This window comes from Enterobacter cloacae complex sp. ECC445 (assembly GCF_021892025.1).
In the GTDB taxonomy this organism is placed as follows: Bacteria; Pseudomonadota; Gammaproteobacteria; order Enterobacterales; family Enterobacteriaceae; genus Enterobacter; species Enterobacter chengduensis.
Window position 1 is genome coordinate 216,708 of sequence record NZ_JAKLRZ010000008.1, and the last position, 24,542, is coordinate 241,249.

Below are 24,542 nucleotides of genomic sequence, written 5' to 3' on the forward strand. Positions count from 1 at the left end.
GGCGTTTAGAGAATGAATACACAACAACTGGCAAAACTGCGTTCAATCGTGCCCGAGATGCGTCGCGTCCGGCACATTCACTTTGTTGGCATCGGTGGTGCCGGCATGGGCGGTATTGCCGAAGTGTTAGCTAACGAAGGCTATCAGATCAGCGGATCTGACCTGGCGCCAAACCCTGTTACGCAGCAGCTGGCGTCGCTTGGGGCGACCATCTATTTTAACCATCGTCCGGAAAACGTGCGCGATGCGAGCGTGGTGGTGGTCTCAAGCGCCATCTCCTCTGACAACCCGGAAATCGTTGCCGCGCACGACGCGCGCATTCCGGTGATCCGCCGTGCAGAAATGCTGGCGGAACTGATGCGTTTCCGTCACGGCATCGCGATTGCCGGGACCCACGGTAAAACCACGACCACGGCGATGGTCTCCAGTATTTATGCGGAAGCGGGCCTCGACCCGACGTTCGTCAACGGCGGTCTGGTGAAAGCCGCAGGCGTACACGCGCGTCTCGGCCACAGCCGTTATCTGATTGCGGAAGCGGATGAGAGCGACGCGTCGTTCCTGCACCTGCAGCCGATGGTGGCGATTGTTACTAACATCGAAGCTGACCATATGGATACCTACCAGGGTGACTTCGAGAACTTAAAGCAGACCTTTATCAACTTCCTGCACAACCTGCCGTTCTACGGGCGCGCGGTGATGTGCGTAGACGATCCGGTGATCCGCGAGCTGCTGCCGCGCGTCGGGCGTCAAATTACCACCTACGGCTTCAGTGAAGACGCTGACGTTCGCGTCGAAGGGTACAAACAGATCGGCGCGCAGGGGCACTTCACGCTGGCGCGTCAGGACAAAGAGCTGCTGCACGTGACGCTGAATGCGCCAGGGCGCCATAATGCCCTCAATGCGGCCGCGGCAGTGGCCGTCGCGACGGAAGAAGGCATTGATGATGACGCGATCCTGCGCGCGCTGGAAAGCTTCCAGGGCACCGGCCGTCGCTTCGATTTCCTCGGTGAATTCCCGCTGGAGGCCGTCAACGGTAAAGCCGGCACCGCGATGCTGGTGGACGACTACGGTCACCATCCAACCGAGGTGGACGCGACCATCAAAGCCGCTCGCGCGGGCTGGCCTGAAAAAAATCTGGTCATGATCTTCCAGCCCCACCGCTACACGCGCACCCGCGATCTGTATGACGATTTCGCCAGCGTACTGTCGCAGGTGGATACATTGCTGATGCTGGACGTTTATGCAGCGGGCGAAACTCCGATTCCTGGGGCTGACAGCCGTTCTTTGTGTCGCACAATCCGCGGACGCGGTAAAGTTGACCCTATTTTGGTTTCTGACCCGGCACAGGTGGCGGATATTCTGGCACCGGTCCTGACAGGTAACGATTTGATTCTGATCCAGGGCGCGGGAAATATCGGCAAAATCGCCCGTACCTTAGCTGAAATCAAACTGAAGCCGCAAAACCAGGAGGATGAGCATCATGGCTGATAAGATTGCTGTCCTGTCCGGCGGCACCTCCGCCGAGCGCGAGGTTTCTCTGAACTCCGGCGCGGCCGTGCTGGCTGGCCTGCGTGAAGGTGGCGTCAATGCGCACCTGGTCGATCCAAAAGAGGTCGACGTGACGCAATTAAAGGCCATGGGCTTCGATAAAGTCTTTATCGCTTTACATGGTCGCGGCGGTGAAGACGGCACCCTGCAGGGGCTTCTGGATCTGATCGGCCTGCCGTACACCGGCAGCGGCGTGATGGCTTCCGCTATCTCTATGGATAAACTGCGCAGCAAGCTGCTGTGGCAGGGCGCAGGGCTACCTGTCGCACCCTGGGTGGCACTGACGCGTCGCGAATTTGAATTGGGCCTGCCGGATAGCGTTAATGCACGCATTGCTGATCTGGGCTTACCGGTTATTGTAAAGCCAAGCCGGGAAGGCTCCAGCGTGGGAATGTCCAAAGTCGACAAAGCTGACGATTTAGCGTCCGCTTTAGCGCTGGCATTTCAACATGATGATGAAGTTCTGGTAGAAAAATGGCTTAGCGGGCCGGAATTTACCGTCGCGATGCTTGGCGAAGAAATTTTACCGTCAATCCGTATCCAACCCGCTGGAGTCTTCTATGATTATGAGGCGAAGTATCTCTCTGATGAGACGCAATATTTCTGCCCAAGTGGCCTTGAAGCTGAGCGTGAAGCCGATTTACAGTCCCTGGTGCTTAAAGCCTGGCATGTTTTGGGATGCCAGGGTTGGGGACGCATCGACGTGATGCAGGACAGTGACGGGCAATTTTATCTGCTGGAAGCGAATACCTCTCCGGGAATGACCAGCCACAGCCTTGTGCCGATGGCGGCGCGTCAGGCGGGGATGAGCTTCTCGCAGTTAGTCGTACGCATCCTGGACCAGGCGGCGGGCTGATATGTCTCAGGCTGCATTGAACACGCGCAACCGCGATGACGAGGAAGAATACGCCTCTTCACGCCGCAGTAATGGAACGCGTCTTGCAGGCATCATTTTCCTGCTCGGGGTGCTGTGCACCGTGTTTATCAGCGGCTGGATGGTCCTGGGCTGGATGGAGGATGCGCAGCGGTTGCCGCTTTCTAAGCTGGTGGTCACCGGTGAGCGTCACTACACGCGCAACGACGATATTCGTCAGTCAATTCTGGCGCTGGGCTCGCCCGGCACCTTTATGACGCAGGACGTCAATATTATCCAGAGCCAGATTGAACGTCTGCCCTGGATAAAACAGGCGAGCGTAAGAAAGCAATGGCCTGATGAATTGAAGATTCATCTGGTTGAATATGTGCCCATTGCGCGTTGGAATGATCAGCACATGGTTGACGTAGACGGAAATTCCTTCAGCGTCCCGGCCGATCGTGTCAACAAGCAAAATTTACCGATGTTGTATGGCCCTGAAGGCAGCGAAAACGAAGTGTTACAGGGTTTTCGCGACATGGGGCAGGTGCTGGCGAAGGACAGGTTTACGTTAAAAGATGCGGCCATGACGGCGCGCCGTTCCTGGCAGCTGACGTTAACAAACGGCATTAAGCTCAACCTGGGACGCGGCGACACCATGAAGCGTCTGGCGCGTTTTGTCGAACTTTACCCGGTTTTACAGCAGCAGGCACAGACTGACGGCAAACGGATAAGCTACGTTGATTTGCGCTATGACTCAGGCGCAGCAGTCGGTTGGGTACCGGCTCCGGTCGAGGAACCTAATCAGCAACAGAATCAGGCACAGGTACAGGCAGAACAACAATGATCAAGGCGACGGACAGAAAACTGGTAGTTGGACTGGAGATTGGCACCGCGAAGGTTGCCGCTTTAGTAGGGGAAGTTCTGCCCGACGGTATGGTCAATATCATTGGCGTAGGCAGTTGCCCGTCCCGTGGTATGGATAAAGGTGGGGTAAACGATCTTGAATCGGTGGTGAAATGCGTTCAGCGCGCCATCGATCAGGCTGAATTGATGGCAGATTGCCAGATTTCTTCTGTCTATCTTGCCCTTTCTGGTAAGCACATAAGCTGCCAGAACGAAATCGGTATGGTGCCGATTTCCGAAGAAGAAGTGACGCAGGAAGACGTTGAAAACGTCGTGCACACGGCGAAATCCGTGCGTGTCCGCGACGAGCACCGCGTGCTGCACGTCATCCCGCAGGAATACGCGATCGACTATCAGGAAGGGATCAAAAACCCGGTCGGTCTGTCTGGCGTCCGTATGCAGGCAAAAGTGCACCTGATCACATGTCACAACGATATGGCAAAGAACATTGTCAAAGCCGTTGAACGTTGTGGCCTGAAAGTTGACCAACTTATTTTCGCCGGTCTGGCGGCCAGTTATTCCGTGCTGACCGAAGATGAACGTGAACTGGGCGTCTGTGTGGTCGATATTGGTGGTGGTACAATGGATATCGCCGTGTATACCGGCGGTGCGCTGCGCCACACCAAAGTGATCCCGTATGCCGGGAACGTTGTGACCAGCGATATTGCTTACGCTTTTGGTACGCCACCGAGCGATGCAGAAGCGATTAAAGTGCGCCACGGCTGTGCGCTGGGGTCTATCGTTGGCAAAGATGAGAGCGTTGAAGTGCCGAGCGTTGGTGGTCGTCCACCGCGCAGCCTGCAGCGCCAGACGTTGGCAGAGGTGATTGAGCCGCGCTATACCGAGCTGCTCAACCTGGTCAACGAAGAGATTTTACAGTTACAGGAACAGCTTCGTCAGCAGGGCGTTAAGCATCATCTTGCGGCGGGGATTGTATTAACCGGCGGTGCAGCGCAAATTGAAGGTCTTGCGGCCTGTGCTCAGCGCGTGTTCCATACGCAGGTGCGTATTGGCGCGCCGCTGAATATCACCGGTTTAACGGATTATGCTCAGGAGCCGTATTATTCAACGGCTGTGGGCCTGCTCCATTACGGGAAGGAATCTCATCTCAGTGGTGAAGCAGAAGTGGAAAAACGCGTCTCAGTGGGGTCGTGGGTCAAACGACTGAACAACTGGTTGCGAAAAGAGTTTTAATTTTTTTAAGAGACCGGAGAGAATTAGCGGTCTCGGGCGACAGGCACAACGGAGAGAGAAATTATGTTTGAACCTATGGAACTGACCAACGACGCGGTGATTAAAGTCATCGGCGTCGGTGGCGGCGGCGGTAACGCCGTAGAGCATATGGTGCGTGAACGCATTGAAGGTGTTGAGTTCTTCGCAGTTAACACCGATGCACAGGCACTGCGTAAGACGGCTGTAGGCCAGACTATCCAGATCGGCGGTGGTATCACCAAAGGGCTGGGAGCAGGGGCTAACCCGGAAGTCGGTCGCAATGCGGCTGAAGAAGATCGTGAAGCCCTGCGCGCTGCACTGGAAGGTGCGGACATGGTCTTCATCGCAGCAGGCATGGGTGGCGGTACCGGTACCGGCGCAGCACCTGTTGTGGCGGAAGTCGCTAAAGATTTAGGTATCCTGACCGTTGCTGTCGTGACCAAGCCTTTCAACTTTGAAGGCAAGAAGCGTATGGCCTTCGCGGAGCAGGGTATCACCGAGCTGTCCAAGCATGTGGACTCGCTGATCACCATCCCGAACGACAAGCTGCTGAAAGTTCTGGGTCGCGGTATCTCCCTGCTGGACGCCTTCGGTGCCGCAAACGACGTGCTGAAAGGCGCGGTTCAGGGTATCGCTGAACTGATTACTCGTCCTGGCCTGATGAACGTTGACTTTGCAGACGTTCGCACCGTGATGTCCGAAATGGGCTACGCGATGATGGGCTCTGGCGTGGCGAGCGGCGAAGACCGTGCAGAAGAAGCGGCTGAAATGGCCATCTCTTCTCCACTGCTGGAAGATATCGATCTGTCTGGTGCGCGCGGCGTGCTGGTCAACATTACCGCTGGCTTTGACCTGCGTCTGGATGAGTTCGAAACCGTGGGTAACACTATCCGTGCGTTCGCCTCTGACAACGCCACCGTGGTAATCGGTACTTCCCTTGACCCTGAAATGAACGACGAGCTGCGTGTGACCGTTGTTGCGACCGGTATCGGTATGGACAAGCGTCCTGAGATCACCCTCGTGACTAACAAACAGACACAGCAACCGGTAATGGATCGTTACCAGCAGCACGGTATGTCTCCTCTGACTCAAGAGCAGAAACCGGCCGCGAAAGTGGTGAACGACCCAACGCCGCAAACGGCGAAAGAGCCAGATTATCTGGATATCCCGGCGTTCCTGCGTAAGCAAGCTGATTAAGAATTGGCTGGAATTAGGGGATTTGCGCTCTTTGTGCTAAACTGGCCCACCGTTAGTGATATACACTCTCGGTTGGATAGTTAATTTGGCGAGATTATACGATGATCAAACAAAGGACACTTAAACGTATCGTTCAGGCGACGGGTGTCGGTTTACATACCGGCAAGAAAGTCACGCTGACGTTACGCCCTGCGCCGGCCAATACCGGGGTCATCTATCGTCGCACCGACTTGAATCCACCGGTAGATTTTCCGGCCGATGCCAAATCTGTGCGTGATACTATGCTCTGTACTTGTCTGGTGAACGAGCATGACGTGCGGATTTCTACCGTAGAGCACCTGAACGCCGCCCTGGCGGGTCTGGGTATCGACAACATTATTGTTGAAGTCGATGCGCCAGAAATCCCGATTATGGATGGCAGTGCTGCTCCGTTCGTTTATCTGTTGCTGGATGCCGGCATCGAAGAACTGAACTGCGCGAAGAAATTTGTTCGCATCAAAGAGACCGTTCGCGTCGAAGATGGCGACAAGTGGGCTGAATTCAAACCGTACAATGGTTTCTCGTTGGACTTTACCATCGACTTTAACCATCCGGCGATTGACTCCAGCACCCAGCGCTACGCGATGAACTTCTCTGCTGATGCGTTTATGCGTCAGATCAGCCGCGCACGTACGTTTGGCTTCATGCGTGATATCGAATATCTGCAGTCCCGCGGCCTGTGCCTGGGCGGCAGCTTCGATTGTGCCATCGTTGTTGACGATTATCGCGTACTGAACGAAGACGGCCTGCGTTTTGAAGATGAATTCGTTCGTCACAAAATGCTGGATGCGATCGGCGACCTGTTTATGTGTGGTCACAACATCATTGGTGCATTTACCGCGTTCAAATCCGGTCATGCGCTGAACAACAAATTGTTGCAGGCCGTCCTGGCAAAACAGGAAGCCTGGGAATATGTGACCTTTGAAGACGAAGCTGAACTGCCGCTGGCCTTCAAAGCACCAAACATGGTTCTGGCGTAACGGTCTGGACCGTTCGTAAAAAATCGACTGGTTAACCTGGTACTCTCTCCGGCCAGGAAGACCAGTCGTTTTTATTTTTACCTTTCTTCGTTTCCCCCAGCGTTATCTCTTGTTTGTCATGCGCAGAAAATGTGTGCGTTAGCTGCATTCTTGACCGTTTTTCCCCACGGCGGCACCTCATTCCTGCTGATGTATAGTGGCATTAGTGGTAATATCTGGGCGCTAAAAGAATAACTGAACTCAGCCTCAGCAAGGCTGGCTTATTGGGTGGAGCAGGTGAGCGGAATACTGACGCGCTGGCGACAATTTGGCAGACGTTACTTCTGGCCGCATCTCTTATTAGGGATGGTCGCGGCGAGTTTCGGCTTGCCTGCGCTCTGCAGCAGTGCCGAAGCGGCGACGCCCGCAAAAGCCTCTACCACCAAACACGATCTCAACACGCGGGTTAATTTCACTAATCTTGCGTGGCTTGAGGCCAGCCGCCGTCCTAACTTCTCCGTCGATTACTGGCACCAGCACGCTATCCGCACGGTTATCCGCCATCTCTCCTTCGCGATGGCGCCGCAGGCTATGCCTGTTGCGGAAGAGGCGCTGCCGGTGCAGGCTCAGCATCTTGCCCTGCTGGACACGCTCAATGCGCTCCTCACCCAGGACAGCCAGCCGCCGGTTGTGGCGCACCAGACGACGCCACGCACCTTTGTTTCACCTCTTGTATTCTCTATTTCAACCTGGATTAGCCAGGCTCACGGCATTCGCGCCGGGCCGCAACGCCTCAGCTAAATTAACTTTTTCAATACCTTAATTTATCTGCCCACGCTGGGGCGTTTGAGAATTTATTATGCTAATCAAATTATTAACAAAAGTTTTCGGTAGTCGTAACGATCGTACTCTGCGCCGTATGCGCAAAGCTGTTGCCGTCATCAACGGTATGGAACCGGCGATGGAGAAGCTCTCCGATGACGAGCTGAAAGCAAAAACGGCGGAATTCCGTGCCCGTCTGGAAAAAGGCGAAACCTTAGAAAGCCTGATCCCGGAAGCGTTTGCCGTGGTGCGTGAAGCAAGTAAGCGTGTATTCGGCATGCGTCACTTCGACGTTCAGCTGCTGGGTGGTATGGTGCTGAACGAGCGCTGCATCGCGGAAATGCGTACCGGTGAAGGTAAAACCCTGACCGCAACGCTGCCGGCCTACCTGAACGCGCTGACCGGTAAAGGCGTTCACGTCGTTACCGTCAACGACTATCTGGCGCAGCGTGACGCCGAAAACAACCGTCCACTGTTTGAATTCCTCGGTATGACCGTGGGTATCAACATGTCCGGCCTGCCTGCGCCAGCCAAGCGTGAAGCGTACAATGCGGATATCACCTACGGTACAAACAACGAATACGGCTTCGACTACCTGCGCGACAACATGGCGTTTAGCCCGGAAGAGCGCGTACAGCGTAAGCTGCACTATGCGCTGGTGGATGAGGTGGACTCCATCCTGATCGATGAAGCGCGTACCCCGCTGATCATCTCCGGCCCGGCTGAAGACAGCTCCGAGATGTACCGTAAGGTCGATAAAATCATTCCACACCTGCTGCGTCAGGAGAAAGAAGACTCCGACACCTTCCAGGGTGAAGGTCACTTCTCCGTTGATGAAAAAGCGCGCCAGGTGAACCTGACCGAACGCGGTCTGGTGAAAATTGAAGAACTGCTGGTCGCTGAAGGCATTATGGAAGAGGGCGAGTCTCTCTACTCCCCGAGCAACATTATGCTGATGCACCACGTGACCGCCGCGCTGCGCGCGCACGCGCTGTTTACCCGCGACGTCGACTACATCGTTAAAGATGGCGAAGTGATCATCGTCGATGAACACACCGGCCGTACCATGCAGGGACGTCGCTGGTCTGACGGTCTGCACCAGGCTGTGGAAGCCAAAGAAGGTGTGGATATTCAGAATGAAAACCAGACGCTGGCGTCTATCACCTTCCAGAACTACTTCCGTCTGTACGAGAAGCTGGCGGGGATGACCGGTACTGCTGATACCGAAGCGTTTGAATTCAGCTCTATCTATAAGCTCGATACCGTGGTCGTTCCAACCAACCGTCCAATGATCCGTAAGGATATGCCGGACCTGGTGTACATGACCGAAGCGGAAAAAATTCAGGCCATCATTGAAGATATCCGCGACCGTACTGCGAAGGGCCAGCCGGTACTGGTGGGGACCATCTCCATCGAGAAATCCGAAGTGGTTTCCAACGAGCTGACGAAAGCGGGTATCAAACACAACGTTCTGAACGCCAAATTCCACGCCAAAGAAGCGGACATTGTTGCGCAGGCGGGCTATCCGGCTGCCGTGACCATCGCCACCAACATGGCGGGTCGTGGTACCGATATTATGCTGGGCGGTAGCTGGCAGGCTGAAGTGGCGGAGCTGGAAAACCCAACGCCAGAACAGATTGCCCAGATCAAAGCCGACTGGCAGGTGCGTCACGACGCGGTGCTGGCTTCCGGCGGTCTGCACATCATCGGTACCGAGCGTCACGAATCCCGTCGTATCGACAACCAGCTGCGTGGCCGTGCGGGTCGCCAGGGTGATGCCGGTTCATCCCGCTTCTATCTGTCTATGGAAGATGCGCTGATGCGTATTTTTGCCTCCGACCGCGTGTCCGGCATGATGCGTAAGCTGGGCATGAAGCCAGGTGAAGCCATTGAGCACCCGTGGGTGACCAAAGCGATCGCTAACGCACAGCGTAAAGTGGAAAGCCGCAACTTCGATATTCGTAAGCAGCTGCTGGAGTATGACGACGTGGCTAACGATCAGCGTCGTGCGATTTACACCCAGCGTAACGAACTGCTGGACGTGTCCGACGTGAGCGAAACCATCAACAGCATCCGCGAAGATGTGTTTAAAGCGACGATTGATGCGCATATTCCACCGCAGTCTCTGGAAGAAATGTGGGATATCGAAGGCCTGCAGGAACGTCTGAAAAACGACTTTGACCTCGAGCTGCCTATCAAAGAGTGGCTGGACAAAGAGCCTGAGCTGCACGAAGAGACCCTGCGCGAGCGCATCTATGAAACCGCGCTGGACGTTTACAAGCGTAAGGAAGAGGTCGTTGGCGCTGAGATGATGCGTCACTTCGAAAAAGGCGTGATGCTGCAGACGCTGGACTCCCTGTGGAAAGAGCACCTGGCGGCGATGGATTACCTGCGTCAGGGTATCCACCTGCGTGGCTATGCGCAGAAAGATCCGAAGCAGGAGTACAAGCGTGAATCCTTCTCCATGTTTGCCTCTATGCTGGAGTCACTGAAGTATGAAGTGATCAGCACCCTGAGCAAGGTTCAGGTGCGTATGCCGGAAGAAGTGGAGGCAATGGAGCAGCAGCGTCGTGAAGAGGCTGAACGTCTGGCACAAATGCAGCAGCTGAGCCATCAGACCGACGACAGCGAAGCCGCAGCGGCGATCGCCGCGCAGACCGGCGATCGTAAAGTGGGGCGGAACGATCCGTGCCCGTGCGGTTCAGGTAAAAAGTACAAGGCGTGCCACGGCCGTCTGAGCTAAGTTCATAAAAAAGCAAAAAGGCGCAGATTACTGCGCCTTTTTTATGGAAGCGACACTATGAAAATACTGCAAATTGCCGTCGGGATTATTCGCAACCCGCAAAATCAAATCTTTATCACCCAGCGCGCCGCCGACGCCCACATGGCAAACAAATGGGAGTTTCCTGGCGGGAAAATCGAATCAGGTGAAACGCCGGAAGAGGCGCTGGTTCGGGAGCTTCAGGAAGAGGTGGGGATCACGCCGCTTGGCGCAACGCTGTTTGACAAGCTTGAGTATCAGTTTCCGGACAGGCACATCACGCTGTGGTTTTGGCTGGTCGAAAACTGGGAGGGGGAGCCCTGGGGAAAAGAGGGTCAGCCGGGTAACTGGGTGGAACTACAGGCAAGTGATGCCGAAAAATTCCCGCCAGCCAACGAGCCTGTGATCCTGCGATTGGTCGAACAACAGTAGGCCTGCCGGGCGAAGCGCCAGCAGGCTTTCAAGCTATCGTTGCTCTTCGCTCCAGTCGTCGCTGTCCGAGAGATCGCCTTTGCTTGGAATGCGTTTCTCTTCCGCCGCCCATTCGCCCAGGTCGATTAGCTGGCAGCGCTTGCAGCAAAACGGGCGGAAAGGACTCACTTCGCCCCAGACAACGGTTTTGCCGCAGGTTGGGCAGCTTACGGTGGTCACATCAGACATCGGCACTCCTTAACAACAGGCCAGTTCAAAATCGAGACGTTCCGGCACGGTGCCATTTTCACTGTCCAGCGGCATAAAGCGAATCGCAAAGCGGCTCTTATGCCCGGAAATCTGTGGGTAAAGCTGTTCGCTAAGAGCCAGGTTGAGACGCAGAAGATCGGCATCATCACCGTTATCCTGGAAGAAACCATTCAGGCTGGTTTGCTTGCGGAACGGCGCAGAGTTGCGGATCAGATCGAGGATCAGTGCCAGCGTCTGGTGCATGGGCTCCAGGCTGGCGAGCCAGCTGTTTACCTGCGCGTCACGCTGCGCCTGGGGCATATGTAGCCACATATGCAGGGTCGGCAGGTCAAAACTACAGCAACCGCCAGGAATGCTCAGACGCTGTCGCACCAGGCCAATCAGGCGGTCTTCACGCAAAAACTGCCCGACGCGCGGCGCGGCCATCAGGACAGCGCTACTGCTTTTTAACTGCTGGCGGAGCGCGTCGATACGGCTCTGATCTACCCCGGGAACTTCTGTCCATGCCTGCAATTTACGCTGCTGGCGCTCCAGCTCTTTAAGCAGTTCTGTGCGGACATCGCCGCGTTCAATTACATCCAGGAGATCGCCTACGTTGCGGAAGAAGTGCAGCGCCGTAGCGTGATCGTTAACAGGCAGATGTTGTGAAAGCTGTTGAATAAGGAATTCGATGCGCAGCCAGGTACGCATTTTTTCATTGAGCGGATGCTCAAAAAGGATGTGTGTCGACATTATGGTTTTTCCTGTGCAGCGGCCTGCGCGGCAAACGTCATATACTGCGCGTGCAGGCGGGCAACATCCGATGCAATGGCATCTGGTGCGCCGTTATTATCAATAACATCATCCGCTACGGCAAGGCGCTGAGCGCGCGTGGCCTGAGCGGCAAGAATTTGTTCAGCCTGTTCGCGAGAGACACCGTCGCGCGTCACGGTGCGCTGGATTTGCGTTTCAGGCGAGACATCAATGACCAGCACCCGATCGGCTTTATTCTGCAGCTGGTTCTCTACCAGCAAGGGGATCACCCACAGAACATACGGCGAGCGAGCTGCGGCCATCTGGCGCTGAGTTTCCTGGTGGATAATGGGGTGGAGCAGGGCATTAAGCCAGGCTTTTTCCGCAGAATCGGAAAAAATGCATTCGCGAAGCCGACGGCGATTTAGCGTGCCGTCCGCGTTGAGGATTGCCTGACCAAAATGGTCTTCGATGGTTTTTAGCGCGGGTGTATTAGGCTCTACCACCTGACGGGCAATGATATCGGCATCAATAATCGTAATGCCCAGACGAGAAAATGCGTCCGCAACGGTACTTTTGCCACTACCGATGCCGCCGGTTAATGCGACGATATACCCCATTAAATCAAATCCTGGGAATTATTCATTATTAAAATCAGTTGGTTGAATTTCAAACGTGCGTTAGCCATCGTTTAGCCCTGTTTACCGGCTTTTTACCAGGTAAATTTATAGGATTGTAGCGTAAAAAAAGAGAATTTCGCAGTCTTGCGGAGCAGGTATTAGTGCGTATGATAGCGTCACTGGAGTTGTGCTTTTAACATATTTGCCTCTAACCCCAGGAATCCGCACATGCGTATCGAAGAAGATCTGAAGTTAGGTTTCAAAGACGTTCTTATCCGCCCTAAACGCTCTACACTGAAAAGTCGCTCAGACGTTGAACTCGAACGTCAATTCACCTTTAAGCATTCCGGTCAGACGTGGTCTGGCGTGCCGATCATCGCTGCCAACATGGATACTGTGGGAACCTTTGAGATGGCAACCGCCCTGGCGCAGTTCGACATTCTCACCGCCGTACACAAGCACTACAGCCCGGAAGAGTGGAATGCGTTTGTTGCATCCGCCTCTGCGGATGTCGTGAAGCACGTGATGGTCTCCACCGGCACCTCTGATGCCGATTTCGAGAAGACCAAACAGATCCTGAATGCGAACCCGGCGCTCAGCTTCGTTTGTATTGACGTGGCGAACGGTTACTCCGAGCACTTCGTGCAGTTCGTCAGCAAGGCGCGCGAGGCCTGGCCGACGAAAACCATCATCGCGGGCAACGTGGTGACCGGTGAAATGTGTGAAGAGCTGATCCTTTCCGGTGCAGATATCGTGAAAGTGGGCATTGGCCCGGGCTCAGTGTGCACCACGCGCGTCAAAACCGGCGTTGGGTATCCGCAGCTGTCCGCCGTTATCGAATGTGCCGATGCGGCGCACGGCCTGGGCGGCCAGATCATCAGCGACGGCGGTTGCACCATGCCGGGCGATGTTGCAAAGGCCTTCGGCGGCGGCGCGGACTTCGTGATGCTCGGCGGTATGCTGGCAGGCCACGAAGAGAGCGGTGGTACCGTGGTTGAAGAGAACGGCGAGAAATTTATGCTGTTCTACGGCATGAGCTCTGAATCCGCAATGACCCGTCACGTCGGTGGTGTGGCAAAATACCGTGCGGCAGAAGGCAAAACCGTGAAGCTGCCTCTGCGCGGTCCGGTTGATAACACCGCGCGCGATATCCTCGGTGGCCTGCGCTCCGCCTGCACCTACGTGGGGGCATCCCGCCTGAAAGAGCTGACGAAGCGTACGACGTTTATTCGCGTTCAGGAACAGGAAAACCGCGTATTTAATAGCCTGTAAGGCTTTCGCTGGCGCATGCCCGTGCGCCAGCCCTGTTGAGCGTCATCCCGCACTCATCGCATCCCCCAGATGGAAAATAGGCAGGTACATTGCCACCACCAGCGTGCCGATGATGACCCCCGTCACAATCAGAAGTATGGGTTCCAGAAGTGCCGCCAGGCTATCTGCCCGCTGAAAGGTCTGTTCCGTGTGATGCCGGGCGAGGTTTGCCAGCATGATGTCCAGCGCGCCCGACATTTCGCCGGTTCGTAAAAGCTGAATACAGAGCGGGGTAAAGATGGCCGCTTTCTGAAAGGATGACCAGACCGGGTGGCCTTTCTCAATGTCCTCACGAACGCCTGCGAGTATTCCCCGCCAGTAACGACTTTCTACGGTCTCCTCCGCGCTCTCAAGGCCCTGTAAAAAGGGGATGCCGGCCTGCTGCGTGAGTGACAGCACGGTAAAGACGTGCCCCAGCTTTTGACCTTTTGCCAGCTCGCCCATCACCGGCGTATGCATCAGCATGCGCTGCCAGCGCGGATTCTGCCGCAAAGACCAGGCCGCGGCTGCGGGGCCTAACAACGCGGCGAACAATGCGAGGGCATATGACCGAATAAATTCGGCCATCCCCATGACCATCTGCGTCAGCATCGGGAGCGGTGTGTTAAACGTTTTGTAGATCGCAGCAAACTCGGGCAAGACCAGGGTGACCATCGCCAGCACCACGAGCACGGCAAGCGTCAGGACGATCGCCGGGTAGCGCAGCGCCTTTTTCACTTTTGCACTGAGCTGCTGCTGCGCTTTTTGCTGCTCAGCGAGCTGGCGACAGCACGCCTCCAGTTTGCCCGTTAGCTCACCGGTTTTCACCATCGAGACATGCAGTGGGCTAAACACCGCAGGCCATTTTTTTAGCAGTTCAGAAAAGGGGGCTCCCTCGCTGAGCTCATCGGCAATGCTTTGCAGCAGCGCCTGCCACGGCCTTAACGGATGTTGCTCTGCCAGCATCTGCAGGCTGTGGGCTAATGTCAGCCCGGCCTGCAGAAGGGTTGCGAGCTGGCGAAACATCTCGTAGCAGTGATGTGGCCGCCAGCGGTGTCGCTGAGCGCATCGGGTCAGGGTCAAAGGATGAAGATCGTTACGCATCAGCCAGATGCAGGCCGCATTGCGGTCTGTGGCCCAGAGGGTCCCGCTTCGGGGTTCTCCCTCTTTGGTGAGCGCTCGCCAGCGCCAGAGCAGATTAGACGCCATTTGGCATTCCCAGAACGCGCACCAGCTCTTCGAGCGTGGTTAGCCCTTGTTCAACAGCCATGCAGCCGTGCTCAAAAAGAGAAAGCATTCCCGCCTGCCGCGCGCTCGCCTCTATCACTTCTGTTCCCGCCCCGCTGGCAATCGCCTGCCGCAGGGCGCTGTCGATTGTGAGTACTTCAAAAATGGCCACGCGGCCATAAAAACCGTGATAGCAACGATCGCAGCCGGTGGGCTGCCAGCGCGGAAGCGGTCTGGACCATACGGCGCGCGGTAACTGAGCCTGCTCGCTGGCTTCCCGGCGACAGTGTGGGCACAGACGGCGGACCAGGCGCTGGGCAATGACCATCGACAGCGCGGAAGATATCATCCAGCGCGCGACGCCCATCTGCTCCAGGCGAATCAGGGTTTCCGTCGTCGAATTGGTGTGCAGGGTCGACAGCACCAGATGTCCGGTCTGGGCGGCATTGATGGCAATGTCTGCCGTTTCTCCGTCACGGATTTCGCCGACCATAATGATGTCTGGATCCTGACGCAGCAGCGCCCGGAGCACGCTCTGGAAGGTTAAGCCCGCCCGAGGATTAATCTGCGTCTGGTTTAATCCCGCAAGGGGGATCTCAATGGGATCCTCCACGCTGCAGATGTTGACGTCTGGGGTATTTCGCGCCTGCAGCGCGCTGTACAGCGTCACGGTTTTACCGCTGCCGGTAGGGCCAGTGACCAGAATCAGCCCCTGCGGCTGGTGAAGCACCTCAGTAAACCTGGCCAGCTGTTCATCACTCATGCCAAGCGCTTTTGGCTCAAGCGCCTGCTGAACCTGATGCAGAAGACGCAGCACGATTTTCTCGCCGCCGCTGCAGGGAAGCGTGGCGATCCGAAACGAGACCGGCTCGTTGGCCAGCTCAATCGTAAACTGGCCGTCCTGAGGCAAACGACGTTCTGCGATATCCAGGTTGCCCAGCACCTTTAAGCGCGCGCTGAACAGGCTGGCCAGCGAGGCGGATAGCGGAGGCTGGGGGCAAAGTACGCCGTCGATGCGTAAACGGATCTGGCATGCGTGCTCCATCGGTTCGATGTGAATGTCGGAGGCGCGTTGGTTGATCGCCTGCTGCAGCGTGTGGTTGAGGATATCCACCGCGGAGCGTGCCTGTGAAACGACGGGCAGATGCGCTTGCGACGTTAGCTGCCGGTGTTTTTCCATGCGTTCAGCGCTCCAGCACTCAATATCGATCCGTTTCTGGGTCGCGAAGCGCAGCGCCTCCATGAGTTCAGTCGCGGGGGTGCCCACGACGGCAATGCTCACTTTGTCCCCGTCGCTGGTAAGCAGCAGAGCGTGATGGCGCTGGCAAAGCGCGACGAGCTGGTCGGTATTCATTGTCCGCACCTCAGTTAGTGTCGAAGCGGAAAACGTCTTCGCAGGCCTGCTTCAGGGCGCTGTCAGCACTGGTATTGCAGTCACGCGTCCAGCCCGTCATCCCGTTGCCGTCGTTCCACTGTGGCGTCATGACCACCTCAAGCCCGTTAAGACTCTCCTGTCCCGTTAAGGTCACGATCCCTTTCGCCACGCTCATTCCTGAAACGTAGCGTGTGGTCGTGGGGGAAGGAATGCCGTTGCTGCCCGCATCGCAGCTCGCCACGCCACCATGGTCCAGCGCGCAAAGCTCAATGGCCGTGCGGTAGGGAACGAAGGTTTGCAGCATATCGGTGAGCGCTGCCTTGCGCAGGTAGTTCTGATAGGCGGGAACGCCGATGGCGCTCAGAATCGCAATAATGCCGATGACCACCATCAGCTCAATAAGTGTGAATCCTTGTTGTCTGTCCATATCTGCTCCTTATGCAAAGTGGCGCTACTTTGTCAGCGGAAAAGAGCAGAAACGAGGGGCAAAAAAGGGAACGGGAAGGGGGCTTCAGAGAAATTTTTGAGGGTTGCAGCGAAGAACAGCGGATTTGCGAGCGGGGCTGAATTTCCCCTCTCCGGGCGGAGAGGGGAGAAGGCGCTATTTGAAGCGCATTGAGAGGTCGAGGGCGCGAACGTGCTTGGTCAGCGCGCCGACGGAGATGTAATCCACGCCGGTTTCGGCAAACTCACGGATCGTGTCGAACGTGACGTTCCCGGACACTTCAAGCCGGGCCCGGCCGTTTGTCAGTTTTACCGCCTCGCGCATCTGCTCTGTTTCGAAGTTATCGAGCATGATGATATCGGCCCCGGCCTTAATCGCCTGCTCAAGTTCTTCAAGGCTTTCGACTTCCACCTCAACGGGCACGTCCGGATGCAGCCAGAAGGCTTTCTCCACCGCCTGACGCACGGAGCCAGAGGCAATAATGTGGTTCTCTTTAATCAGGAAGGCGTCGGATAAGCCCAGACGATGGTTTGCGCCGCCCCCGCAGAGGACCGCATACTTCAGGGCCGTGCGCAGGCCCGGCAGCGTTTTGCGGGTATCCAGCAGCTGGGTGCGGGTACCGGCCAGCAGGTCAGCGTAGCGACGCACTTCACTGGCCACGCCAGAAAGCGTCTGTACAAAATTGAGCGCGGTGCGTTCGCCGGTCAGCAGGACGCGGGAAGGGCCGTCCAGCTCAAACAGCGGCTGGTTTGGCGTGACGGTATCGCCGTCCTCCACGTGCCATGTTACCTGCACGTCATCGCCCGCCAGCTGAGTAAAGACCTCTTCAACCCAGCGCTTGCCGCAAAAAACGCCCTCTTCACGGGTGATAATGACCGCGTGCGAGCGCGTCTCTTTCGGCAACAATTGTGCGGTAATATCATTGTCGGCATTCACGTCACCGCCCAGATCTTCTTTCAAAGCATGGGCAACGCTTGCCGGAATATCCATAGTAATACGTTCCAGAAGCGCTTCACGTCGGTGGTCGGGGTTGTAGCGGCGAGGCGGCATGATAAAACTCCAAATTGGTAACGAATCATAATATTGAAACATGCTACTCTGAACCGAGTAACAGCACCATACATAAGGAGTTCCAGCATGTTGTTAGAAAACGGATGGCTGGTGGACGCGCGGCATGTGCCTTCGCCGCACCACGATTGCCGCCCGGAGGATGAAAAGCCCACACTGCTGGTGGTTCATAATATTAGTCTCCCGCCGGGTGAGTTTGGCGGCCCGTGGATCGATGCGTTATTCACGGGAACGATAGATCCCGATGCCCATCCTTTCTTTGCTGAGATTGCCCATCTGCGCGTGTCGGCTCACTGTCTGATTCGTCGCGACGGTGAAGTGGTTCAGTATGTTCCCTTTGATAAACGCGCCTGGCATGCCGGGGTGTCGATGTATCACGGGCGCGAACGGTGCAATGATTTTTCTATCGGCATCGAGCTGGAAGGCACGGATACCATGCCCTACACCGATGCGCAGTATCAGCAGCTAGCGGCTCTGACCCGCACGCTTATCCGACGCTACCCGGCCATTGCCGACAATATTACGGGACACAGTGATATTGCCCCGGCGAGAAAAACCGATCCCGGCCCGGCCTTTGACTGGCCCCGCTTTCGCGCCATGCTCACCGCGTCGTCAGAATAAGGAGATACCATGACGTTGTTTACCATGCTGCTGGTTATCATCGCCGAACGCCTGTTCAAGCTCGGCGAGCACTGGCATTTGGATCACCGGCTGGAGGTGTTATTCCGCCGGATTAAGCACTTTTCTATGCTGCGCACGCTGCTGATGATGGCGGGTGTGATGGTGATTACGTTCCTGCTGCTGCGCGCGCTGTACGGGCTCTTTTTCAACGTGCCGCTGCTGGTGGTGTGGATCCTGCTTGGGGTGCTGTGCATTGGTGCGGGTAAGGTGCGTTTGCACTATCACGCCTACCTGAAGGCCGCCTCCCGTGACGATGCCCACGCGCGCGGCGCCATGGCGAGCGAGCTGACGATGATCCACGGCGTGCCGCCGGACTGCGACGAACGCGAGTTTCTGCGCGAGCTGCAGAACGCGCTGCTGTGGATTAACTTCCGTTACTACCTGGCGCCGCTGTTCTGGTTTGTGGTGGGCGGCCCGTGGGGACCGGTGTTGCTGATGGGGTATGCCTTCCTGCGCGCCTGGCAGACCTGGCTTGCCCGCTATCTGACGCCGCATGAGCGTTTGCTCTCCGGCATCGATGCCATCCTGCACGTGCTCGACTGGCTCCCGGTGCGTCTGGTGGGCGTGGTGTACGCGCTCATTGGGCACGGTGAAAAAGCGCTGCCCGCATGGTTCGCTTCGCTGGCTGACCGCCATACGTCGCAGTACCAGGTGTTAACGCGTCTGGCGCAGTTCTCGCTGGCGCGCGAGCCGCATACCGACAAGATTGAAACACCGAAAGCCGCTGTCTCCATGGCGAAGAAAACCTCGTTTGTGGTGGTGGTTGTTGTGGCGCTGCTGACCATTTACGGCACGCTGGTGTAGGCCAGCGCGCCGTAAAGATTAAAGCGAATCCGCAGGCGGGATGCCGAAATCAGGCATCCCGCTTTCGTCCCAGCGGACCCGCTTCAGGCGGGTATGACGGTTTGGATCGTAAAGCGGATCGCCCTCAATTTCGGTGTAGTTACGCGCGTGATACACCAGCACGTCTTCCCCTTCCGGCGTTTGCGTAAAGCTGTTGTGTCCCGGGCCGAACTGGCGGTTTTCATAGCTGGTAACGAACACTGGACGCGGGGATTTGTGCCAGTTTGCCGGGTTTTGCGGATCGGCATTCAGGTCTATCCACAGCAGCCCCATGCAGTAGTTCTCGTCGGTGGCGCTGGCGGAATAGCTGATAAACAGCTTATCGCCGTGAATCAGTACCGCCGGGCCTTCGTTAACCCAGAACCCGCGACATTCCCAGTCATACTCCGGCTTGCTGAGCATCACCGGCTCGCCTTTGAGCGTCCACGGGTTCGCCATTTCGCACAGGTAAAGGTTGGAGTTCCCGGTGATATCCGGCGCTTTTTGCGCCCACAGATACCAGCGCTTCTCCTGATGCACAAAGGTGGTGGCGTCCAGGGCGAAGGTGTCGAACGGCGTTTTTATCTGGCCTTTTTCCACCCACGTGCCGGTGAGCGGATCGTTGTCGGCACATTCAATGGCAAACATGCGGTGCTGGAACATCCCGAGCGCGTCGAGCGCCTGGGTGTGCGTCGCGGCAAAATAGATGTACCACTTCCCGTCAATGTGGTGCAGTTCCGGGGCCCAGATAAGCTGGCTCATGGGGCCGGCGTCGGGTTTACGCCAGACCACCACCTCTTCGGCGCTGCGCAAGCCCTCCAGCGAGTCAGCACGGCGGATAGCCAGCCTGTCGTACTCCGGCACGGAGGCGATAAAGTAGTACTGCCCCGCGTGATATAAAATGTACGGGTCGGCGCGTTGTTCAATAAACGGGTTTGGCCAGGTTTGCATGCAACTTTCCTTATTTTGTCTCTGCGGCTTTGAGTTCCTGATAAGCGTTCAGCTCGCGGTAGTTGGCGCGGCGCTTCTCCAGATCGGACTGGATCATCTTCATGGTTTCGCGGTCCACCTTCAGCAGACGCACCACGCCCGCGGTAATTAAGTATCCAACGCCGGGAATGACGGTGAAGAGCAGCACGATCCCGTTAATGGCCTCCGCGCTTTGCGCTTTTGCGCCCGCGTCGTAGCCGTACCAGGAGAGCAGGAAGCCGACCATCGCCCCGGCAATCGCCAGCCCCAGCTTGAGGAAGAAGATGTTGCCGGAGAAGCTGATCCCGGTGATGCGTTTCCCGGTTTTCCACTCGCCGTAGTCGTCCACGTCGGCCATCAGCGACCAGTGCAGCGGAGACGGGATCTGGTGCAGAACGTTCAGCAGGACGTAGAGCACCACGATGGTGACGGTGGCTTTCGGGTCGAAGAAATAAAAGGCGGTTGAGAAAATCGCCAGCACGATATTGGTCCAGAAGAAGACCTTCAGCTTACACCAGCGGTCGGTTAGCACTTTTGCCAGCACGCTGCCAAACATCATGCCGATGACCCCCAGGCTGATAAACAGGGTGGCGAAGTGGGTGCTCTGGCCCATCACCCAGGTGACGTAATACATGGTGGCCGCCATGCGGATAAAGCCCGGGCAGACGTTGCACAGCGTTAGCAGAAGAATGCGCACCCACTGATCGTTTTTCCACACGTCTTTTAGATCGTTTTTCAGCTCGTCGTGGGTCTGCACCGCCGGGCGCACGCGTTCGCGCACGGTGGCGAAGCAGAACAGGAACATACAGGTGCCAATCAGCGCCAGCACGGTCATTGCCATCTGGTAGCCTTTGGCTTTGTCTTCCCCGCCAAACCAGTCGGCCATCGGCAGCAGCGTTAACGAGAGCAGCAGCGTGGCGATGCCGACCAGCACGAAGCGATACGACTGGCAGGCGACGCGCTCTTTCGGGTCATTGGTGATCACCCCGCCCAGCGAGCAATAGGGAATATTAATCGCCGTGTAGGTCAGCGACAGCAGGAAGTAGGTGACAAACGCATAGATAACTTTGCTGTTATAGGTCCACTCCGGCGTGGTGAACATCAGGATGCTAAACAGCGCATAGGGGAAGGCGATCCACAGCAGCCATGGACGAAACCGACCATATTTGCTGCGGGTGCGGTCGGCAATCGCGCCCATGATCGGGTCCGTTACGGCGTCAATCACGCGGACAGACAGCAGCAGCACGCCGACCAGCGCAGGGGCCAGGCCAAAAATATCCGTATAAAAATAGTTAACAAACAGCATGATGGCGCCAAAGATGATGTTGCAACCTGCATCGCCCATTCCATAGCCGATCTTTTCTTTCACTGACAGTTTAGCGTTATCCATAGCCTGCTCTCCGGGTTTCGGTATGGAGAGAATTATTTGCTGGCAAACGAATATATGCGTTGCAGTATCAGGGCGGTGATATGGATAAAAACGCTGTAGGGATGAAAGTGTGAGGGAGGTAACAACGCGCGGCACCCGCAAAAGCAGGCGCCGCGAAGAGAGGCTTAGTGGGCCTTCATGGCCTTACGGCTTTTTTGGCTGAAGAGATAGCCAACGCCCAGGATCGCAATCCAGACCGGGATCAGGTAGACGGAAATCGCCATACCCGGCGTGATCAGCATAATCACCAGCACCGCCGCCATAAACAGCAGGCAGATCCAGTTGCCCAGCGGATAAAGCAGGGCAGGGAAGCGGGTGGTGACGCCCTGCTGCTGTTTTGCGCGGCGGAACTTGATGTGCGCCAGGCTGATCATCGCCCAGTTGATGACCAGGGCAGAGACCACCAGCGCCATCAGCAGGCCAAACGCCGACTCGGGAGCCATATAGTTAATCAGCACGCACAGGGCGGTCACGACCGCCGAAACGAGAATAGTATTGACCGGCACGCCGCGCTTATCGACGTTGAGCAACGCTTTTGGCGCGTTGCCCTGCTGGGCCAGGCCGAACAGCATGCGGCTGTTGCAGTAAACGCAGCTGTTATAAACGGAGAGCGCCGCGGTCAGCACCACGATGTTCAGGGCGTTAGCCACAAAGGTGTCGCCCAGCTCGTGGAAGATCAGCACAAACGGGCTGGTGTCAGCGGTCACGCGCGTCCACGGCAGCAGGGAGAGCAGGACGGCAAGCGAGCCCACATAGAAGATCAGGATGCGGTAGATAACCTGGTTCGTGGCCTTTGGAATGCTCTGCTCCGGGTTGTCGGCTTCTGCGGCGGTGATACCCACCAGCTCCAGACCGCCGAAGGAGAACATGATAATGGCCATCATCATCACCAGGCCCGTCATGCCGTGCGGCAGGAAGCCGCCCTGTTCCCAGAGGTTGCGCACGGTGGCCTGCGGGCCGCCGTTGCCGCTGAACAGCAGCCAGCCGCCGAAGATAATCATCGCCACCACGGCAATAACCTTGATGATGGCAAACCAGAACTCCATCTCGCCGAACACTTTTACGTTGGTCAGGTTAATGGCGTTGATAATGACGAAGAAGGCTGCAGCAGAAGCCCAGGTTGGGATCTCGGGATACCAGAACTGAATGTACTTCCCGACGGCGGTCAATTCGGCCATGGCAACCAGAACGTACAGCACCCAGTAGTTCCAGCCCGAGGCGAAGCCGGCAAAGCTGCCCCAGTACTTATAGGCAAAGTGGCTAAAGGAGCCCGCGACCGGCTCTTCCACTACCATTTCGCCCAGCTGGCGCATGATCAGAAAAGCAATGAAACCCGCAATCGCGTAACCCAAAATAATGCCCGGACCGGCAGACTGGATAACGGATGCGCTGCCCAGAAACAGGCCGGTACCAATCGCACCGCCCAGTGCGATGAGCTGTATATGGCGGTTTTTAAGCCCGCGCTTTAGCTGATCGCCGTGCTGTTGAGCTTCCATTTGAAACCTCGTGTGTGGTTGTTATGTTCACGCTGAGCGTGTGTAATTATGAAAATCCATATTCTGTATTTATTTCTTTACGGTAAACGAGACCGAAAAAAGCGGAGATGACTTCCGTAAGCGCAAGAATAGTGGTAAGCGCCTGCGAATGCACCTGCTTTATGAAGGGGTGATGACGACTTGAATAAAAAGAAAGCATTTGTAAATCGGCCCGCTCGTTGTTCCTCACCCAACCTATAGAATAGAAATGCGCCGTAAGTGGGCGAATTTTCATTATTTGCCCTGTTGAATCGCTTCAGATTGCAAAAACCCCCGTTTCATTATGGTTAAAACTCCCTCTTTGTGAGTAATCAACTCATTTGTGCAAAGTTACATTTCTGAAACGTTATTTCTGTAAGGTTGTTAAAATGTGCAGGGTTTACTGATTTCAATCAAAACCAATATGGACAGAAGGTGAATACTTTGTTACTTTAGCGATACGAAATAGAAATTGGTAAGACCAATTGACTCCGGGCAAAAAGGCGTAAGACAGGGAATATGGCCTACAGCAAAATTCGCCAACCAAAACTATCTGATGTGATTGAGCAGCAGCTGGAGTTTTTAATCCTCGAAGGGACTCTGCGCCCGGGTGAGAAACTTCCGCCAGAACGCGAGCTGGCAAAACAGTTCGACGTTTCACGTCCCTCTCTGCGTGAGGCGATTCAACGTCTCGAAGCAAAGGGCTTGCTGCTTCGTCGCCAGGGCGGCGGAACCTTTGTGCAAAACAGCCTGTGGCAGAGCTTCAGCGATCCGCTGGTAGAACTTCTCTCTGACCACCCAGAATCCCAGTTTGACCTGCTTGAGACCCGTCACGCGCTTGAAGGTATTGCGGCCTATTACGCCGCCCTTCGCAGCACTGATGAAGATCGCGTGCGCATACGCGAACTGCATCAGGCCATTGAACGGGCACAGCAGTCCGGCGATTTAGACGCCGAGTCCAGCGCCGTCGTCCAGTATCAAATCGCCGTCACCGAAGCGGCCCACAACGTGGTGCTCCTCCATCTGCTACGCTGCATGGAGCCGATGCTGGCCCAGAACGTTCGTCAGAATTTTGAATTGTTGTATGCCCGTCGGGAGATGCTCCCACTGGTAAGCAACCATCGCACCCGAATATTCGAGGCGATAATGGCCGGGGAACCGGAGCAGGCGCGCGAAGCGTCGCACCGCCATCTGGCTTTCATTGAGGAAATCTTGCTGGACCGCAGCCGTGAACAATCGCGTCGCGAACGTTCATTACGCCGCATACAGCAACGAAAGGATTAAGCGCCAGGTACTTTTAGAGCGCGGCAACTAAACGCAGAACCTGTCTTATTGTGTTTTCTGGCGAAAATACAATGGGACAGGTTCCAGACAAATCAACGTATTAGATAG

24 protein-coding genes are annotated in these 24,542 nt (G+C 56.2%); 13 read left to right on the forward strand and 11 right to left on the reverse strand.

Annotation, left to right across the window (positions count from 1 at the left end; all coding sequences use genetic code 11):
* The first annotated feature begins 12 nt into the window (after nucleotides 1-12).
* The 9 genes from murC to mutT all read left to right on the forward strand — a co-directional run bounded on the left by murC (nucleotide 13) and on the right by mutT (nucleotide 10,729).
* Nucleotides 13-1,488, forward strand: a complete 1,476-nt coding sequence (gene murC / locus L6R44_RS10235) for a UDP-N-acetylmuramate--L-alanine ligase (RefSeq protein WP_237424065.1) — start codon at nucleotides 13-15, stop codon at nucleotides 1,486-1,488.
* Nucleotides 1,481-2,404 carry a D-alanine--D-alanine ligase gene (locus tag L6R44_RS10240; protein ID WP_237424066.1) on the forward strand — a complete coding sequence of 308 codons (924 nt, stop codon included), beginning with the start codon at nucleotides 1,481-1,483 and terminating at the stop codon, nucleotides 2,402-2,404. The genes murC and L6R44_RS10240 overlap by 8 nt, the downstream gene beginning before the upstream one ends.
* A gap of 1 nt (nucleotide 2,405) precedes the next feature.
* The gene (ftsQ, locus tag L6R44_RS10245; protein WP_032644068.1) at nucleotides 2,406-3,248 is read left to right on the forward strand and encodes a cell division protein FtsQ; all 843 of its coding nucleotides are present in this window, start codon (nucleotides 2,406-2,408) and stop codon (nucleotides 3,246-3,248) included.
* The gene (gene ftsA / locus L6R44_RS10250; RefSeq protein ID WP_023334508.1) at nucleotides 3,245-4,501 is read left to right on the forward strand and encodes a cell division protein FtsA; all 1,257 of its coding nucleotides are present in this window, start codon (nucleotides 3,245-3,247) and stop codon (nucleotides 4,499-4,501) included. The genes ftsQ and ftsA overlap by 4 nt, the downstream gene beginning before the upstream one ends.
* Nucleotides 4,502-4,564: 63 nt before the next feature.
* Nucleotides 4,565-5,716, forward strand: a complete 1,152-nt coding sequence (gene ftsZ, locus L6R44_RS10255) for a cell division protein FtsZ (protein ID WP_008501978.1) — start codon at nucleotides 4,565-4,567, stop codon at nucleotides 5,714-5,716.
* Nucleotides 5,717-5,817: 101 nt separating this feature from the next.
* Complete coding sequence (lpxC, locus tag L6R44_RS10260) at nucleotides 5,818-6,735, forward strand: UDP-3-O-acyl-N-acetylglucosamine deacetylase (RefSeq protein WP_010426966.1); 918 nt, start codon at nucleotides 5,818-5,820, stop codon at nucleotides 6,733-6,735.
* Nucleotides 6,736-7,011: 276 nt separating this feature from the next.
* The gene (secM, locus tag L6R44_RS10265; RefSeq protein ID WP_237424067.1) at nucleotides 7,012-7,515 is read left to right on the forward strand and encodes a secA translation cis-regulator SecM; all 504 of its coding nucleotides are present in this window, start codon (nucleotides 7,012-7,014) and stop codon (nucleotides 7,513-7,515) included.
* 58 nt (nucleotides 7,516-7,573) lie between these two features.
* Nucleotides 7,574-10,279, forward strand: coding sequence for a preprotein translocase subunit SecA (gene secA, locus L6R44_RS10270; RefSeq protein ID WP_237424068.1), 2,706 nt, complete (start codon nucleotides 7,574-7,576; stop codon nucleotides 10,277-10,279).
* 57 nt (nucleotides 10,280-10,336) lie between these two features.
* Entirely contained in the window at nucleotides 10,337-10,729 is a 393-nt protein-coding gene (mutT, locus tag L6R44_RS10275; RefSeq protein ID WP_032644070.1) for an 8-oxo-dGTP diphosphatase MutT, read from the forward strand.
* Between the two features lie 33 nt (nucleotides 10,730-10,762).
* On the opposite strand, the gene yacG is transcribed toward mutT, so the two are convergent.
* The 3 genes from yacG to coaE are packed head-to-tail and all read right to left on the reverse strand — an operon-like array spanning nucleotide 10,763 to nucleotide 12,330.
* Nucleotides 10,763-10,957 (reverse strand): DNA gyrase inhibitor YacG, encoded by a 195-nt coding sequence (yacG, locus tag L6R44_RS10280; protein ID WP_032644071.1) that lies wholly within the window; start codon nucleotides 10,955-10,957, stop codon nucleotides 10,763-10,765.
* A gap of 9 nt (nucleotides 10,958-10,966) precedes the next feature.
* Nucleotides 10,967-11,710, reverse strand: coding sequence for a cell division protein ZapD (zapD, locus tag L6R44_RS10285; RefSeq protein WP_237424069.1), 744 nt, complete (start codon nucleotides 11,708-11,710; stop codon nucleotides 10,967-10,969).
* Nucleotides 11,710-12,330 carry a dephospho-CoA kinase gene (coaE, locus tag L6R44_RS10290; protein WP_237424070.1) on the reverse strand — a complete coding sequence of 207 codons (621 nt, stop codon included), beginning with the start codon at nucleotides 12,328-12,330 and terminating at the stop codon, nucleotides 11,710-11,712. Before coaE ends, zapD begins: the two co-directional genes overlap by 1 nt.
* A 228-nt stretch (nucleotides 12,331-12,558) precedes the next feature.
* Here coaE and L6R44_RS10295 point away from each other — a divergent pair, with 228 nt between their 5' ends.
* Nucleotides 12,559-13,602, forward strand: a complete 1,044-nt coding sequence (locus L6R44_RS10295) for a GMP reductase (RefSeq protein ID WP_032644074.1) — start codon at nucleotides 12,559-12,561, stop codon at nucleotides 13,600-13,602.
* 42 nt (nucleotides 13,603-13,644) lie between these two features.
* On the opposite strand, the gene hofC is transcribed toward L6R44_RS10295, so the two are convergent.
* The 4 genes from hofC to nadC all read right to left on the reverse strand — a co-directional run bounded on the left by hofC (nucleotide 13,645) and on the right by nadC (nucleotide 17,717).
* Complete coding sequence (gene hofC, locus L6R44_RS10300) at nucleotides 13,645-14,829, reverse strand: protein transport protein HofC (protein WP_237424071.1); 1,185 nt, start codon at nucleotides 14,827-14,829, stop codon at nucleotides 13,645-13,647.
* Nucleotides 14,819-16,201 (reverse strand): type II secretion system protein GspE, encoded by a 1,383-nt coding sequence (gene gspE, locus L6R44_RS10305; RefSeq protein WP_237424072.1) that lies wholly within the window; start codon nucleotides 16,199-16,201, stop codon nucleotides 14,819-14,821. Before gspE ends, hofC begins: the two co-directional genes overlap by 11 nt.
* Nucleotides 16,202-16,211: 10 nt before the next feature.
* On the reverse strand, nucleotides 16,212-16,649 hold the full coding sequence (gene ppdD, locus L6R44_RS10310) for a prepilin peptidase-dependent pilin (RefSeq protein ID WP_237424073.1): 438 nt from the start codon (nucleotides 16,647-16,649) through the stop codon (nucleotides 16,212-16,214).
* Nucleotides 16,650-16,823: 174 nt separating this feature from the next.
* Entirely contained in the window at nucleotides 16,824-17,717 is an 894-nt protein-coding gene (nadC, locus tag L6R44_RS10315; RefSeq protein WP_032644077.1) for a carboxylating nicotinate-nucleotide diphosphorylase, read from the reverse strand.
* Between the two features lie 87 nt (nucleotides 17,718-17,804).
* Between nadC and ampD the strand changes: the two genes are divergently transcribed.
* Nucleotides 17,805-18,356 carry a 1,6-anhydro-N-acetylmuramyl-L-alanine amidase AmpD gene (ampD, locus tag L6R44_RS10320; RefSeq protein ID WP_237424074.1) on the forward strand — a complete coding sequence of 184 codons (552 nt, stop codon included), beginning with the start codon at nucleotides 17,805-17,807 and terminating at the stop codon, nucleotides 18,354-18,356.
* 9 nt (nucleotides 18,357-18,365) lie between these two features.
* A complete protein-coding gene (ampE, locus tag L6R44_RS10325) occupies nucleotides 18,366-19,220 on the forward strand; it encodes a beta-lactamase regulator AmpE (RefSeq protein ID WP_237424075.1) in 855 nt (284 codons plus the stop codon).
* Between the two features lie 18 nt (nucleotides 19,221-19,238).
* Here the strand turns inward: ampE and L6R44_RS10330 are convergent, their stop codons facing one another.
* The 4 genes from L6R44_RS10330 to L6R44_RS10345 all read right to left on the reverse strand — a co-directional run bounded on the left by L6R44_RS10330 (nucleotide 19,239) and on the right by L6R44_RS10345 (nucleotide 23,406).
* Complete coding sequence (locus L6R44_RS10330; protein WP_237424076.1) at nucleotides 19,239-20,189, reverse strand: glycoside hydrolase family 43 protein; 951 nt, start codon at nucleotides 20,187-20,189, stop codon at nucleotides 19,239-19,241.
* Nucleotides 20,190-20,199: 10 nt separating this feature from the next.
* On the reverse strand, nucleotides 20,200-21,597 hold the full coding sequence (locus tag L6R44_RS10335) for a glycoside-pentoside-hexuronide (GPH):cation symporter (protein WP_237424077.1): 1,398 nt from the start codon (nucleotides 21,595-21,597) through the stop codon (nucleotides 20,200-20,202).
* A 164-nt stretch (nucleotides 21,598-21,761) separates the two neighbouring features.
* On the reverse strand, nucleotides 21,762-23,132 hold the full coding sequence (gene aroP, locus L6R44_RS10340) for an aromatic amino acid transporter AroP (protein WP_032644082.1): 1,371 nt from the start codon (nucleotides 23,130-23,132) through the stop codon (nucleotides 21,762-21,764).
* Nucleotides 23,133-23,178: 46 nt separating this feature from the next.
* Nucleotides 23,179-23,406 carry a hypothetical protein gene (locus L6R44_RS10345; RefSeq protein ID WP_080283038.1) on the reverse strand — a complete coding sequence of 76 codons (228 nt, stop codon included), beginning with the start codon at nucleotides 23,404-23,406 and terminating at the stop codon, nucleotides 23,179-23,181.
* A gap of 263 nt (nucleotides 23,407-23,669) precedes the next feature.
* On the opposite strand from L6R44_RS10345, the gene pdhR reads away from it, so the two are divergent.
* The gene (gene pdhR / locus L6R44_RS10350; RefSeq protein WP_014882565.1) at nucleotides 23,670-24,434 is read left to right on the forward strand and encodes a pyruvate dehydrogenase complex transcriptional repressor PdhR; all 765 of its coding nucleotides are present in this window, start codon (nucleotides 23,670-23,672) and stop codon (nucleotides 24,432-24,434) included.
* Nucleotides 24,435-24,542 lie beyond the last annotated feature (108 nt).

Excerpts from the sequence above, each read along its gene's own strand:
- L6R44_RS10335 (WP_237424077.1), bottom strand. The coding sequence starts at position 21,597 with ATGGATAACGCTAAACTGTCAGTGAAAGAAAAGATCGGCTATGGAATG.
- aroP (WP_032644082.1), bottom strand. The coding sequence starts at position 23,132 with ATGGAAGCTCAACAGCACGGCGATCAGCTAAAGCGCGGGCTTAAAAAC.
- nadC (WP_032644077.1), bottom strand. The coding sequence starts at position 17,717 with ATGCCGCCTCGCCGCTACAACCCCGACCACCGACGTGAAGCGCTTCTG.
- L6R44_RS10295 (WP_032644074.1), top strand. The coding sequence starts at position 12,559 with ATGCGTATCGAAGAAGATCTGAAGTTAGGTTTCAAAGACGTTCTTATC.
- coaE (WP_237424070.1), bottom strand. The coding sequence starts at position 12,330 with ATGGGGTATATCGTCGCATTAACCGGCGGCATCGGTAGTGGCAAAAGT.
- lpxC (WP_010426966.1), top strand. The coding sequence starts at position 5,818 with ATGATCAAACAAAGGACACTTAAACGTATCGTTCAGGCGACGGGTGTC.
- L6R44_RS10240 (WP_237424066.1), top strand. The coding sequence starts at position 1,481 with ATGGCTGATAAGATTGCTGTCCTGTCCGGCGGCACCTCCGCCGAGCGC.
- murC (WP_237424065.1), top strand. The coding sequence starts at position 13 with ATGAATACACAACAACTGGCAAAACTGCGTTCAATCGTGCCCGAGATG.
- ampE (WP_237424075.1), top strand. The coding sequence starts at position 18,366 with ATGACGTTGTTTACCATGCTGCTGGTTATCATCGCCGAACGCCTGTTC.
- zapD (WP_237424069.1), bottom strand. The coding sequence starts at position 11,710 with ATGTCGACACACATCCTTTTTGAGCATCCGCTCAATGAAAAAATGCGT.
- ftsA (WP_023334508.1), top strand. The coding sequence starts at position 3,245 with ATGATCAAGGCGACGGACAGAAAACTGGTAGTTGGACTGGAGATTGGC.
- L6R44_RS10330 (WP_237424076.1), bottom strand. The coding sequence starts at position 20,189 with ATGCAAACCTGGCCAAACCCGTTTATTGAACAACGCGCCGACCCGTAC.
- mutT (WP_032644070.1), top strand. The coding sequence starts at position 10,337 with ATGAAAATACTGCAAATTGCCGTCGGGATTATTCGCAACCCGCAAAAT.
- pdhR (WP_014882565.1), top strand. The coding sequence starts at position 23,670 with ATGGCCTACAGCAAAATTCGCCAACCAAAACTATCTGATGTGATTGAG.
- yacG (WP_032644071.1), bottom strand. The coding sequence starts at position 10,957 with ATGTCTGATGTGACCACCGTAAGCTGCCCAACCTGCGGCAAAACCGTT.
- secA (WP_237424068.1), top strand. The coding sequence starts at position 7,574 with ATGCTAATCAAATTATTAACAAAAGTTTTCGGTAGTCGTAACGATCGT.
- ftsZ (WP_008501978.1), top strand. The coding sequence starts at position 4,565 with ATGTTTGAACCTATGGAACTGACCAACGACGCGGTGATTAAAGTCATC.
- hofC (WP_237424071.1), bottom strand. The coding sequence starts at position 14,829 with ATGGCGTCTAATCTGCTCTGGCGCTGGCGAGCGCTCACCAAAGAGGGA.
- gspE (WP_237424072.1), bottom strand. The coding sequence starts at position 16,201 with ATGAATACCGACCAGCTCGTCGCGCTTTGCCAGCGCCATCACGCTCTG.
- ppdD (WP_237424073.1), bottom strand. The coding sequence starts at position 16,649 with ATGGACAGACAACAAGGATTCACACTTATTGAGCTGATGGTGGTCATC.
- ampD (WP_237424074.1), top strand. The coding sequence starts at position 17,805 with ATGTTGTTAGAAAACGGATGGCTGGTGGACGCGCGGCATGTGCCTTCG.
- L6R44_RS10345 (WP_080283038.1), bottom strand. The coding sequence starts at position 23,406 with ATGAAAATTCGCCCACTTACGGCGCATTTCTATTCTATAGGTTGGGTG.
- ftsQ (WP_032644068.1), top strand. The coding sequence starts at position 2,406 with ATGTCTCAGGCTGCATTGAACACGCGCAACCGCGATGACGAGGAAGAA.